Here is a 13,335-nt window from a genome sequence, read left to right on the forward strand (position 1 = left end):
CATACATATCACTTTTGTTTTCGTTTGTTTTCTTGGAGAATTTTGGAGATAACTTTTAAGGTAACAAAGGTAACACTTTTGTATCATTTTTCTTAATGTCACTTTTTCTATATTTTTTGATGTCATTTGTTTTCGGTTTCTTTTCTCTATATTGATAAAGTTTCTCTGTTTTTATAATGGAAACTGATGTGCGATAAGTGCAGCCGGGAATAATAGAAAAGCTATATGTAACAATAATGCTTTAGGTATCTGATTGATAAAATATTAAGATGGTGTGTAAAAAGTATTTTTAGATTCTATTTACATACGCTATGCTCCTGTAACCGTTGGTTGTCATGTTGAACGGAGTGAAACATCTCGTTTTTTAGGCTTGAGATTCTTCACTCCGTTCAGCATGGCAATAGAGGGTAACACTTTGCTAACGCAATATTACTTTTGACATATCCTTTTCATTAATTCTGGTGTTCCTGTTTATTATTCTTTTAAATCTTTTTCTATTTCATCCATTTCTTTATGCAAAGATTTCAATTTAAATCCTAAATATATACGGAAGAAACCGTAAGAGATAAATGAAATACTAACCAATGCTATAATGAAACCTGTGGTAAATGCAGGGCTCATGATAAAGATAAAGGACATAATGACCCCCAGTATGGCTAATGCCATCAACCATCCCCATCCGTTCACGCCGTTGCGTTGTAATTCGGCTGCCGAACCTATTGCCCATATAGATTGGAACATAACCCAGAATCCTACGAAATAGGTGAGTACCAGAGCAATTACTTCTACAGGCATGGCGACAAGGATAAGCCCGAAAATAAGGTCTATAATACCGCTTATCAGCGTCCATCCCCATCCTTTTAGGACTTTCTTGTTAGATAAGGCAAAGGCGATTTCGAAAATACCGCTGACAAAGAATGTGACGGCAAATACCAGAGTAAGTGCCACCAAGGTGGTTAGCGGTGTTATCAGGGACCAGATGCCAAGAGCTACGGCCAGTATTCCCACGAGTATTGAAACCCACCAGAATTTCACAGCTTGTTTTGCCGAATAGAATAAGTCATTTTTCATAATTCTGTAAGTTTAGATTGTTTTTATACTGAATGTTATCTTTAGATAAACAATTAACATATTCAAAGAGTTCTCAAACATGATTGTTCAGGGAAGAATAGTATAATAAATTATGGCCCGAACGGGCTGGTCTGATAACAATAAGGTCTATCTGTCTTTCGATTATTTAAAGTTAACAATCTATTTATCAATAGGAAAAGTCTTTTTTCTTTCCAGAGAGGAAGATCTTTTATACTCTCTTGGACAATCCGTTCAGATAATCCATTTGTTAATGACAGGTATCTTTCTGATTATAAGCACAACACACAGGGATGCTGAATATACAAACAAGGCCAGCACAGGTACAGATATTGCAGCAGGAAATAGACTAGTGTTTATATTCAACATATTGAGTGCGATATTGAAAAAATCGTGGACAAGGTATATCCCCAGACTGCAATTGGCCAAAAGGGTAATATACCGGTTATTCCTGTACCTTTGGAGCCTTTCACTGTTACTGATGGTATTTTTTGCAAGCACAAAAATGAAAAACGCAAAAATCATTGTATGAGGGCCCATATTTTCGAAGTACTGGGTGCTGCCTCTTAATTCCACCATACCCCAATATGTGGAGGTTCCCAGTACATATACAATGTTTAGTATTCCAACTGTGTACAGTATTTTTTTCTGTAGAGAACTGAGGTCATATCTGGAAAAAAAGTATCCGGCAAGGAAATATCCTGTATATGAATATAAATCATATACTCCGAAGCTTATGTGTACATTATAGGCGGCATTTATCTTTGGTATGACCGAGCCGAAAATGAAATAGATAACAAGAAAATAGAAATAGTGTTTCTTTTCGGCGTGGGCTGTAAATACGCGCAGGAGGGGAGAGAGGATATATATTGCAATAATGGCATACATAAACCAAAGATGGTGCCATGGTGTGCCTAATGCTATTTCAGTATAGATCCTTTGCCAGTCATCGAGAGTTACATCTTTGATATTCAATATTATGGATGTAATAGGGGAGAGTGTCCTGTATAGGATGCTCCAAAAAACAAGAGCTATTACTAATCTTGGCAACGCTTTGGTATACAGTTTTTTAAACGACAGGTCATATTTAGGATCGAGTATTATAATGCCGCTGAGCATAAAGAATACCGGGATACACCATCTGAGCATTGTCATATATGTATTCAATGCGAGCCATTCAGTAGTTCCTACCGTACTATACCATCTTACACCACACACATGTATTATGAAAACAGCATATATTGTTAAAGTTCGGAGTATATCGGCGTATAATACCCGGTCTTTAATTGGTTTTTCTCCCATATTGTGTTCAAATTACTATGAGTAAAGTTAGTAAAATATTCAATTGTTTTTCTCCTCGAAATACTTTCTTATCAAAGCAGTCTTGAACTTTCCTATAATTTTCTCAAGTTCTTTGTCTTCTGCCAGCTTTATTCTTTTTACACTCCTGAACTCTCTGAGAAGCAGCCTTTTAGTCTCGTCTCCGATACCTTTTATATTATCCAGTTCCGATTTTACCTGGCTTTTACTCCGTTGATTTCTGTGGAATGTAATACCAAATCGATGGGCTTCATCTCTAAGATGTTGGAGCACTTTTAACGATTCTGAATTTTTATCAAGATAGAGAGGAATTGAATCTTCGGGATAGTAAATCTCTTCCAGCCGTTTGGCAATGCCTACTATTGCGACCTTCCCATAGATCTCCAGTGCTTTAAGAGACTCGCAGGCAGCGCTTAACTGTCCCTTACCTCCGTCTATAACAATGAGTTGGGGTAGGGGAGTTTCTTCTTCCAGCAACCGGCGATAGCGGCGGTAAACGACTTCTCGCATGGTTGAAAAGTCATCAGGTCCTTCTACTGTTTTTACATTAAAGTGGCGGTAGTCTCTTTTCGACGGTTTTCCCATTTTGAAGACAACGCAAGCTGATACTGGATTCGTTCCCTGTATATTTGAGTTATCGAAGCATTCGATGTGGGTCGGTAACTCCTTGAGGTTTAAATCTTTTTGTATTTCTTTCAGTATTCTTACACTCCGTTGTTCGGGGTTAAGGCTTTCAGCTTTTTTTAATTTGTCTATTTTGTACTGTCTTACGTTTTGTGTCGAAAGAAGCAATAATTTTTTCTTATCTCCACGCTGGGGAATTACAAATTCTACTCCTTCCAGCGTGAGGTCCGGATAAAATGGAACGACGATCTCTTTAGCCTTCGAACCGAATCGTTCCCTTACTTCAATTATACCCAGGCCGAGAAGTTCTTCCTTCTCTTCTTCCAGTCGTTTGCGATATTCGAATGTATAGGCTTGTATTATTGCTCCGTTGTGTACATTCAGGTAATTGATATATGCTGCGCTTTCATCTTCATCGTAACTGTATATATCTATATTGTAGTTTATATTACTTACAACGGTAGATTTATTTTTGAAGTTCTCAATAAGCAGATATTTTTCTTTTAATTTATTGGCTTCTTCAAATTCCTGATTTTCGGCAAGCTCGAGCATTTTTGCATAGATCTCATCACTCACGAGATTTGTATTCCCTTTCAGGATCTCTTTTATCGATTCTACATTTTTTATGTAGTTTTCCGGAGTCTGCAATCCTACGCATGGGCCGAGGCATCTTTTTATATGATATTCCAGACAAACCTTATATTTTCCCTCCGCGATCTTTTCCGGAGTTAAATTTAAAGAACATGTGCGTATGGGATATAATTTGTGTACAAATTCCAAAAGAGTTTTTACGCTTAGTACATTTGTATAAGGTCCAAAGTATTGTGAGCCGTCTTTCGAAATTTTTCTGGTGAGCTCTACTCTCGGGTAATATTCATTACGGATAACAATTGACGGGTAAGATTTATCATCCTTGAGCATTACATTGTAACGTGGCTGAAATTCCTTTATCAGATTGTTCTCGAGTAGGAGGGTATCTTCTTCCGTATCTACAATAATATATTTTATATCCCGTATTTTGCTGACGAGTATTCTTGTCTTTGGGCTATCGTGATTTTTTGTAAAGTATTGCGAAACCCTTTTTTTTAGATTTTTAGCTTTACCTACATATATAATGATTCCTTTGTCATCAAAATATTGATAACAGCCCGGTTTGTCGGGAATGTTCTGTATTATATTTCTGAGGTATTCATTCATTTCTTATATGGAAAACTGTATCAAAGCCTTAATGTCTACATCTTTTGGGAATAGTGTCCGTCCTTTTAACTCTTCCAGCTCTATTATAAAATTCACATAGATATTTTTCACGCCCATTCTTTTTACCAGATTATAGGCGGCAAACATAGTTCCTCCTGTCGCAAGCAGATCATCGTGTATAAGGACAACATCATCTTCAGATAATGAATCTTTATGGATTTGGATTTTATCCACACCATATTCTTTCTCATATTCTTCTTCGAATACTTCAGCCGGAAGTTTTCCCGGTTTTCTTATAGGTACAAATCCTGCTCCAAGTTCAAGAGCCATTATCGGACCCATGATAAATCCTCTTGATTCTATTCCTACTACCTTAGTGATGCCTTTCCCTTTATATTCTTCTAAAAGAACATCTGTCAATGTGGATAGAGATTCTTTAGTATTGAACAATGGGGTTACGTCTTTAAACTGGATTCCGGGAATTGGAAAATCAGGAATGTTTCTTACTGTGTTCCTTAAGAAAGATAGCTTCTGCTCTTTTGTGAATTGCTCCATTTTTTATTGTTAATATTTATATGTTCCACGTGGAACATTCTTTTTTTGTCTTATAATTTTCGTATGTTCCACGTGGAACATCTCGTTTTATCTACCCAAAAGTACCAATAATATTGAGATGTCATTCGGTGAAACTCCCGGAATCCGGCTTGCCTGAGCGATTGTTTCAGGATTTATTTTTGTCAACTTTTGGCGCGCCTCGGTGGAAAGGGAGAGTATCGCTTCGTAATTGAACTTCCCTTTTATCTGGATGTTTTCGAGGCGGGAGATCTTATCTGCGATTAATTGCTCTCTCTTGATATAGCCGTCATACTTAATGATTATTTCACAGGCCTCTTTGATCTCTTCTTTTCTGTTTGGGATTTTATCCAGTTCCGCTTTGAATGCAGGGACTAGTTCGGCTATGCTGTCGATTGATACCTGTGGGCGTGTGATTACATCTTTTAATTTTAAACCATGCTTCAATGGGCTGGTGCCAAGTTTTTCCAATCCTTCGTTTATGTATTCCGGCTTCAAAGAATAATTGGCGGTGAAATCGATAATCCTGTTCATCTCTTCTCTCTTCTGATTCAGAAGATCAATCCTCTCTCTCTTTGCCAAGCCGATATTATATCCTTTTTCGGTGAGGCGTGCATCGGCATCATCTTGACGAAGCAATATTCTATACTCCGCGCGGGAGGTAAACATACGGTACGGTTCGTCTACACCTTTAGTTACCAGATCGTCGATTAATACGCCGATGTATGCTTCGTCTCTTTTCAGGATAAATTCGTCTCCCCCTTGTGTTTTTATATGGGCGTTTATTCCCGCGATCAATCCCTGGCCGCCTGCCTCTTCATATCCGGTAGTACCATTTATCTGTCCTGCGAAAAACAGATTGTTGATTAGCTTCGTTTCCAACGTATGTTTTAGTTGTGTGGGATCGAAGAAGTCATATTCGATAGCATAGCCGGGTCTGTAAATATGTATATTCCTGAATGCCGGGATTCTTTGTAAAGCCTCAATTTGAGTGTGGAGTGGGAGAGAAGAAGAGAATCCGTTCAGGTAGTATTCCTGTGTGTTTTCTCCTTCCGGTTCCAAAAACAACTGATGCGAAGTTTTCTCTGCGAATGTTACAACTTTAGTTTCTATACTCGGGCAATAGCGGGGTCCTATACTTTTTATCTGTCCGTTGTAAAGTGGAGAATCGCCCAATCTATCGCGTAATGTGGAGTGTACTTCTTCGTTGGTATAAGTTATCCAGCAACTAAGCTGTTTCAGTGTGCGGGGGGTGAAGTCGAGGTATGAGAACTTGTGGAAATCATCATCGCCCTTTTGTTCTTCCATTAAACTAAAGTCTACGCTTCTTCCATCTATTCTGGCGGGAGTACCCGTTTTCATCCTGTCGGTAGTAAATCCGAATTCTCTCAATTGTTCGGTGATTCCGAATGATGCCGGTTCAGAAACACGTCCTCCTCCGAGTTGCGTTTTGCCTATATGCATTAGTCCGTTCAGAAATGTGCCGTTTGTGAGAACTACCGATTTTGCCGAGAAATTTACACCCATCGCGGTCTTCACTCCTGTTATGGTTTTGTTTTCTATAATCAGAGATGTTACAGTGTCCTGCCATACAAAAAGGTTATCGGTGTTTTCGATGATCCCTCTCCATTTAAGTATGAATTGCGCGCGGTCGCTTTGCACCCGAGGGCTCCACATGGCTGGGCCTTTCGATTTGTTCAGCATGCGGAATTGGATAGCAGTTGTATCCGTGACAATTCCCATCTGTCCGCCGAGGGCGTCTATCTCCCGCACTATTTGTCCTTTTGCGATGCCACCTACTGCGGGGTTGCAACTCATCTGGGCGATTTTGTTCATGTCCATTGTTATCAGCAAGGTTTTAGATCCCATGTTGGCCGCTGCGGCTGCAGCTTCGCAACCGGCATGGCCTGCCCCGACAACAATTACGTCATATTTGAAGTTCATATTTTTTTCTTTGGATAAAATTAATTAGGATGCAAAGTTAGTATTTTATTGTATTTTCTGCGATAATTACTTTGTGCTTATGAATGCGCTGCTTTAGATATGATGGCTATTTAAATATTATTGGCATTTTCTATTGCCTGTTTAACTTTTTCGGGATCGGTCAGAAGCATGCTGTATTCTTCTTCCTCGTTTGTAAAAACAGGTGATTTGTATTGCATCCCTCCATTATACCTGCTTCGGAACGAGCCATGAAATTCTGTTAAGCCGGTAGCGTTGACCAGTCCGGAAACATTGTTTTCCGTGATGCCTCCTCCGGGCATGATTATTATCCTTTGGTCTGCCTGACCGATTAATTTCTTTAATATCTCTTTTCCTTCGGGAGCAGATTCCATCCCGCCTGATGTAAGTATGCGGTCACATCCCAGTTCTATAATATCTTCCAACGAATTGGACAAATCATTGCACCTGTCAAAAGCCCGGTGGAAAGTAGTACTCATATTATATTTGTGCGCAATTTCTACCAGTTCGCGATTTCGTTTTTTATCAATGCTGCCGTCCGGGTTTAATATTCCGAATACAACACCGTCACATTTGGCTTGTCCGCAATGATGAATGTCTTGTTTCATTATTTCAAACTCTAAATCACTGTACAGAAAGTCTCCCTCACGTGGCCGTATGAGTACATTTAATTGAATATTAATTAGTTGTCTCGTTTTTTCTATCTGTGATAGGGAAGGGGTAGTCCCTCCTTCACTCAGATTATCACATAGTTCAACTCTGATCGCTCCTCCTTTTTGTCCATTTATAGCCGACTGTGTTGAATTGGCACAAACTTCAAGTGTAATCATATGATTTTGTATGAATTAAATGTTTAATATTCAGGTTTTTATCTGTTAATATCCCCTTAATAAACGGATAGCTTCTTCAATAGATCTTCTCTTTTCAATTTTTTTAATGACTTGATAATCTGAGGTCTATAGTTTTTGTCGTACCAGAAAAAGTATTGACGCTGAGCCAGTTTCTGTTCTTTGGTTCGTGCCGTATATACTTTTTCGAGCGTATAGGGATGATAACCGGTATAATAAATTTCAGTAGCCACTGTCATTGGCGAAGGTGTAAAGTCCTGAACCTGTTCCAGTTTAAAGCCTAAAGGCTTTGTTTCGGAGGCTAATTCTGCCATATCTATTTCTGTACAAGCCGGATGGGATGATATAAAATAAGGGATAAGCTGCTGTTTTAATCCGTTTTCGGAATTGATCTTATCGAATATTCTCTTAAATGTATGGAACTGCGAGAAACTTGGTTTGCGCATACAATTAAGCACCTTGTCGGATGTATGTTCCGGAGCTACTTTCAGCCTGCCGGAGACGTGATTTAATATCAGTTCCTTCGTGTATTTGTCGGATATTTTGTTTAACCGGTCATCGTCATTCCGGTGTAATAACATATCATAGCGTACTCCACTGCCGATAAATGATTTCTTGATTTTCGGCAGCGAATCCACGGCTTTATAAATATCCAAAAGGTGTGAATGGTCTACATCGAGGTTCCTGCATATCTTCGGATGAATACACGACGGCCGTTTGCATTTAGCACAAATGTTTTCATCCCTGCCTTTCATTTTATACATATTTGCCGAAGGGCCTCCCAGATCACTTAAATAACCCTTGAAATCGGGCATTTCCGTGATTTGTTTTACTTCGTTCAATATCGATTTTTTCGAACGGGAGGCGATGAATTTACCCTGATGCGCCGAAATGGTACAAAAGGCGCATCCACCGAAACATCCCCGGTGCATATTTACCGAAAATCTTATCATTTCAAAAGCCGGGATGGTTTTTCCTTTGTATTTCGGATGGGGCAGGCGGGTATATGGCAGATCGAACGAGGCATCTATCTCTTTCTCAGACATGGGAGGGTAGGGAGGATTGATTATTACCGCCTTTTCATCGTATATCTGTATAATGCGCGAAGCATTCATCATATTCGATTGCTCTTCTACAATGCGGAAATTGCCCGCTTGTTTAAGTTTATCGGCAAGGCACTCTTCATGTGAAGCCAGATAGATATCCGTTCCATCGTGCCACTGTTTTAAAGCGTTTTTAGCACATAGATATGCCGTTTGTGGTATATCTCTCAATTCATCGAGAGATTTGCCGTTCTTGAGCTCCGAAACTATCTTTTTCAATGGATTCTCACCCATGCCATATACCAGCAGATCCGCTTTTGAGTCGATAAGTATAGATTTATATAATTTATCATCCCAGTAATCGTAGTGCGTTACCCTGCGTAAGGATGCCTCTATTCCTCCTAATAATACAGGTACATCGGGAAAAAACTCTTTCAGAATATTGCAATAGACAATGGAGGCCCTGTCGGGGCGCATCCCTGCCTTTCCATCAGGAGTATAGGCATCGTCGGAGCGCAGGCGCTTGTTAGCCGTATAGTGGTTTATCATCGAGTCCATTGCTCCGGCTGTTACCCCGAAGAAAAGGCGGGGTTTACCTAATTTTTTGAAATCGCGCAGGTCGTCCCGCCAGTTCGGCTGCGGTACAATGGCTACCTTCAGTCCTTCGGCTTCGAGCATGCGTCCTATGACTGCCGCTCCAAAAGACGGGTGGTCTATATATACATCTCCCGAGAACAGGATAACATCCAGTTCGTCCCATCCCCTGAGTTCCACTTCTTTTTTGGTGGTCGGTTGCCAGTCAGTCAGTCGGTATTCTTTCATAATCAGCCACAAAGGTATTGCTTTTTCCAGATTTATGGTTCAAATATGAGTATTCTTAACTTTTTAGCTCGTTGTTGAACATTTCCATTTATCTTTATCTCTTCCAAAATTAGTCATATAAAGCAAGGAAATGTACATTGAATATCTACCACATCCGTTTCTGAGCCGGTATGTCGAAACCTACTGGTCGTCAACGGATTTTACTGAGAAAGAGGTCAGGCGGCGTGTATTGCCTGATGGTTGTGCCGATATCATATTTTCGTTACACCGGCAGCCTCTCCCTCATATTGTGGGCACTATGACTACTTTTCTGGAAATAACGTATCTGGGAGAGGTCAGGTTTATAGGGATTCGCTTCAAACCGGGAGGAATAACGGCTTTTACTCGTGTGCCTATAAACGAATTTACTGATTCGCAGGTAGAACTTTTTTCTACGGAATCGGTATTTGATAAGTCTTTCGGTGAAGATATCCCTTGGGAAAGGAGCACAACAGATATTGTTTCTTCTGTCGATAACTATTTATTAAGCAGGCTTCCGAAGCTGTATGTATTGGATGAAAGGATTAATTATGCCGTATCGCTGATAAAACAAGGCAAGGGAAATACTCCGATACCGCTTATTGCAGAACAGGCCTGTCTGAGTAAACGGCAATTTGAACGCAGGTTCCTGGCCGATATAGGAATCTCTCCAAAAGCATTCAGCCGTATTGTCAAATTCAGGAATACCCACCGGCTTTTGAAGTCGGGGGCCAATCGGAGTCTTTTTGATCTGGCGGTCGACTGCGGTTATTACGATCATGCCCATCTGATAAAAGAGTTTAAACGGCTTTCAGGCTCTTTACCTTCGGAACTTTAAGATTGTCGCTTTTTTACACAAATATTACGGTCTATATTCTTTACTTTTGGTAGTCATTTTCAGATATATAAACTTAAAGCCAGAGATATGATATTAAATGACTCTACTCCAAACCTGATGGTCAGGAATGTTCGTCAGACAGTTGATTTTTATATAACAATACTCGGTTTCAAACTCGTTGGCGCTGTTCCCGAATCGGGGAACGATCTGGTCTTTGCAATCGTACAATCCGGAAATGTCATGTTTATGTTTCAGGAAGAAAGCAGCCTGAAAGAAGAATATCCACAGCTTGCAAAATTTCCGCAGGGTGGGGGATTGACCTTTTATATTCATGTATCGGATATCCATGGGCTGTACGAAACACTCAATGGAAAGGCTACTATCGCGAAAGAAATGCATGAGACATTCTATGGCTCTACCGATTTCGCAATTGAGGACTGTAACGGCTATATCCTGACTTTTTCTCAGGAAAATGTAAAATAGGATAAGTAAAATATTTATTCCGGTATAATTCAGATAGTTTATTAAATAATAGACCGGGAAAAGCGTTATATCAAGAGTTAACAAAAACATTGTATATTTGTAAAACGTTAATATTCTTGATGAGAAAACTAGCAGTTATATCTTTCGTATTTATACTTGCGGCATGTAGTACCAACAAAAACATTCCGGAAGGGCGCTATCTATTGGATAGTTATCAGATCAAGCATGATACTAAAAACGCTACGGCAGATTTGGAAGATTTCGTCCGCCAGCAACCCAATACCAGTCTCCCTTTGCTTGGAAAAGTCCGTCTGGGTATATATAATATGGCCGGGCAGGATACGAGCAAGTGGATAAACCGGACTATACAGAAGCTGGGACAGGCCCCGGTATTGTATAGCGCATCGCAAACAATCATGTCGCAAAATCAGTTGAAGAAGCAACTGAATAATCAGGGCTATCTGAATGCCGAAGCGGATACTATCCTGAGAGTGAAAGGGAAAAAGATTTCAGTTACTTATAACCTGAAAGGAGGTATCCCATACCGTGTCCGTAACTATACACACCAGATAGGAGATACGGCAATGGCGCGGATTATGGGAAAGATACCTATCGAACCATTGCTCAAAAAAGGTGATATGTTCGATATGGGCATGCTGGAAGAAGAGCGGCTGCGGATAAACACCATCATGCGTAATGTGGGTTATTCAACTTTCTCGAAAGAGTATGTATATTTCCGGGCCGATACTACGCTTAATTCGCATGAGGTGGATTTATATCTCGATATTTATCCGAATAAGGACAGCTTGCCTTATCCCCGCTACAAACTGAATAATATTACGATCATTTCAGGGATCAATTCTGTTGATAATATATCGGGCTCCGGAGGACAGATAAATACGAACCGCTGGTTTTACCGGAATGCCGATACGACGGATTATTATGGGACTAAGATAATACGTGGCAGAAATAAGTTCCTGCGAAACTCCGCTGTGTTGCGTAATAACTACCTGAAGAAAGGTGCATATTATTCCGATTATAATATAACCCGTACATACGAAGCTTATACGAATATGGAGGCTATAAAGCAGGTGAATATTACTACCCAGCCCTCACCCGAAGACAGTACACACCTGCTTGATGCTACGATCATACTGCTTCCTGCGAATGCTCACTGGTTCAAAGCCGGACTGGATGGGACCAATACTGCCGGGGATATAGGTATTGCACCAAGTGTTTCATACCAGCATCAGAATTTGTTTAACGGGTCGGAGCAATTGAGCATCAAACTGAAAGGTGCTTATGAATTTATTGCCGGAGACAAGAGCGGGGATGTGATGAACAGCAACTTCTATGAGTACGGGATAGAGACAGGGCTTACTTTTCCTCAGTTTCTTTTCCCCTGGTTGAAGAAGAGCTGGAGGGAGCAACCGTCTGCCAGTACCCGTTTCACGGTCGGGTTGAACAATCAGCACAGGCAGGAATATACCCGCCAGTTTTTCAACTTAGGTGTAAACTATAGTTGGAATACATATAAGAACAGGCTTCGTCATGGTCTGGACTTACTCGATGTAAACTATATCCGTATGCCATGGGTATCAGACTATTTTCAGGAGAATTATCTCGATTCTACTAATAATGTCTTGTTGAGAGAGAGTTATAGCGATAAGCTGGTGGCACGTACCGCCTATACGGTCACCTTGGTAAACGGACGCCGCTTCACCGGTCTGTATCCTACCTATTCATTGCGGATGTCTGTAGAGGTAGCTGGCGCTTTACCGCGTCTGGCGACAACAATAGGCGGGGCAAAGGAGAATGAGTTCGGAGAAAAGATGATATTAGGCGTGGCATATGCAGAGTATGTAAAAGGAAGTGTAGATTATGCCCATACCTTCTATTTTTCTAAAAAACACTCTATGGCTTATCATCTGGGGCTGGGGCTTGCACAGCCTTATGGTAATTCCGGAATACTGCCTTTCGAACGGCGATTCTTTTCAGGAGGGGCGAATAGTGTAAGGGGTTGGAGTACCCGTTCGTTGGGTCCCGGTTCATATAAACGACAGGGCAGCAGCGATTTTGTGAATCAGGCCGGAGATATGAAGCTCGAACTTAGTATTGAAAACAGGATGAAGGTAACAGACCTTTTCGAATTTGCCCAATTCATCGATGCCGGAAATATATGGACATTAATCGACTATGAGGAACAACCGGGTGGTCAATTCAATTTCAAATCGTTCTATAAAGAAATTGGAGTATCCTATGGAATCGGTTTGCGACTGGATTTAAGCTTTCTGCTTCTTCGTTTCGACGCGGGTATGAAGGCCTACGATCCGGGCAGGGACCAGTCTGATCGTTTTATCCTTTTCAAGCCAAGATTGAATAATATGGCATGGCACTTCGGGATAGGGTATCCGTTCTGATTTGGTTAATAAAATTCATTACTCTGTGCCTTATAGCTTATAACTAGTTGACAATCAATGGCTACAGGAGTGCCGCGTGTAAACAATAAGTCTGCATG

Annotated in this window: 10 protein-coding genes; 3 read left to right on the forward strand and 7 right to left on the reverse strand. The window is 40.5% G+C overall.

Annotation, left to right across the window (positions count from 1 at the left end; genetic code table 11):
• Positions 1 to 474: 474 nt before the first annotated feature.
• The 7 genes from ACFO6W_RS11685 to ACFO6W_RS11715 all read right to left on the reverse strand — a co-directional run bounded on the left by ACFO6W_RS11685 (position 475) and on the right by ACFO6W_RS11715 (position 9,478).
• Positions 475 to 1,071 (reverse strand): HdeD family acid-resistance protein, encoded by a 597-nt coding sequence (locus tag ACFO6W_RS11685; RefSeq protein ID WP_324354458.1) that lies wholly within the window; start codon positions 1,069 to 1,071, stop codon positions 475 to 477.
• Between the two features lie 252 nt (positions 1,072 to 1,323).
• Positions 1,324 to 2,391: an acyltransferase gene (locus tag ACFO6W_RS11690; RefSeq protein WP_379996595.1), complete on the reverse strand. Its 1,068-nt coding sequence runs from the start codon at positions 2,389 to 2,391 to the stop codon at positions 1,324 to 1,326.
• A 39-nt stretch (positions 2,392 to 2,430) separates the two neighbouring features.
• A complete protein-coding gene (uvrC, locus tag ACFO6W_RS11695) occupies positions 2,431 to 4,230 on the reverse strand; it encodes an excinuclease ABC subunit UvrC (protein WP_379996597.1) in 1,800 nt (599 codons plus the stop codon).
• 3 nt (positions 4,231 to 4,233) lie between these two features.
• Positions 4,234 to 4,785 (reverse strand): adenine phosphoribosyltransferase, encoded by a 552-nt coding sequence (locus tag ACFO6W_RS11700; protein ID WP_379996599.1) that lies wholly within the window; start codon positions 4,783 to 4,785, stop codon positions 4,234 to 4,236.
• Positions 4,786 to 4,872: 87 nt separating this feature from the next.
• Positions 4,873 to 6,747: a tRNA uridine-5-carboxymethylaminomethyl(34) synthesis enzyme MnmG gene (mnmG, locus tag ACFO6W_RS11705; protein WP_379996601.1), complete on the reverse strand. Its 1,875-nt coding sequence runs from the start codon at positions 6,745 to 6,747 to the stop codon at positions 4,873 to 4,875.
• A gap of 110 nt (positions 6,748 to 6,857) precedes the next feature.
• Entirely contained in the window at positions 6,858 to 7,595 is a 738-nt protein-coding gene (locus ACFO6W_RS11710; protein ID WP_379996603.1) for a copper homeostasis protein CutC, read from the reverse strand.
• Between the two features lie 56 nt (positions 7,596 to 7,651).
• Positions 7,652 to 9,478, reverse strand: a complete 1,827-nt coding sequence (locus tag ACFO6W_RS11715) for a YgiQ family radical SAM protein (RefSeq protein WP_379996605.1) — start codon at positions 9,476 to 9,478, stop codon at positions 7,652 to 7,654.
• Between the two features lie 130 nt (positions 9,479 to 9,608).
• On the opposite strand from ACFO6W_RS11715, the gene ACFO6W_RS11720 reads away from it, so the two are divergent.
• From ACFO6W_RS11720 to tamL, 3 genes are all read left to right on the forward strand, one after another.
• Positions 9,609 to 10,334, forward strand: coding sequence for an AraC family transcriptional regulator (locus ACFO6W_RS11720; protein ID WP_379996607.1), 726 nt, complete (start codon positions 9,609 to 9,611; stop codon positions 10,332 to 10,334).
• 87 nt (positions 10,335 to 10,421) lie between these two features.
• Complete coding sequence (locus tag ACFO6W_RS11725) at positions 10,422 to 10,817, forward strand: VOC family protein (RefSeq protein ID WP_379996609.1); 396 nt, start codon at positions 10,422 to 10,424, stop codon at positions 10,815 to 10,817.
• 119 nt (positions 10,818 to 10,936) lie between these two features.
• The gene (tamL, locus tag ACFO6W_RS11730; protein WP_379996611.1) at positions 10,937 to 13,237 is read left to right on the forward strand and encodes a translocation and assembly module lipoprotein TamL; all 2,301 of its coding nucleotides are present in this window, start codon (positions 10,937 to 10,939) and stop codon (positions 13,235 to 13,237) included.
• The last annotated feature ends 98 nt before the right edge of the window (positions 13,238 to 13,335 follow it).

Source organism: Dysgonomonas termitidis, from assembly GCF_042654545.1.
Classification (GTDB): domain Bacteria; phylum Bacteroidota; class Bacteroidia; order Bacteroidales; family Dysgonomonadaceae; genus Dysgonomonas; species Dysgonomonas termitidis.

What these genes read in the sequence shown, in the direction of transcription:
- ACFO6W_RS11685 (WP_324354458.1), bottom strand. Translation starts at nt 1,071, where the DNA reads ATGAAAAATGACTTATTCTATTCGGCAAAACAAGCTGTGAAATTCTGG.
- ACFO6W_RS11725 (WP_379996609.1), top strand. Translation starts at nt 10,422, where the DNA reads ATGATATTAAATGACTCTACTCCAAACCTGATGGTCAGGAATGTTCGT.
- mnmG (WP_379996601.1), bottom strand. Translation starts at nt 6,747, where the DNA reads ATGAACTTCAAATATGACGTAATTGTTGTCGGGGCAGGCCATGCCGGT.
- tamL (WP_379996611.1), top strand. Translation starts at nt 10,937, where the DNA reads ATGAGAAAACTAGCAGTTATATCTTTCGTATTTATACTTGCGGCATGT.
- uvrC (WP_379996597.1), bottom strand. Translation starts at nt 4,230, where the DNA reads ATGAATGAATACCTCAGAAATATAATACAGAACATTCCCGACAAACCG.
- ACFO6W_RS11690 (WP_379996595.1), bottom strand. Translation starts at nt 2,391, where the DNA reads ATGGGAGAAAAACCAATTAAAGACCGGGTATTATACGCCGATATACTC.
- ACFO6W_RS11720 (WP_379996607.1), top strand. Translation starts at nt 9,609, where the DNA reads ATGTACATTGAATATCTACCACATCCGTTTCTGAGCCGGTATGTCGAA.
- ACFO6W_RS11715 (WP_379996605.1), bottom strand. Translation starts at nt 9,478, where the DNA reads ATGAAAGAATACCGACTGACTGACTGGCAACCGACCACCAAAAAAGAA.
- ACFO6W_RS11710 (WP_379996603.1), bottom strand. Translation starts at nt 7,595, where the DNA reads ATGATTACACTTGAAGTTTGTGCCAATTCAACACAGTCGGCTATAAAT.
- ACFO6W_RS11700 (WP_379996599.1), bottom strand. Translation starts at nt 4,785, where the DNA reads ATGGAGCAATTCACAAAAGAGCAGAAGCTATCTTTCTTAAGGAACACA.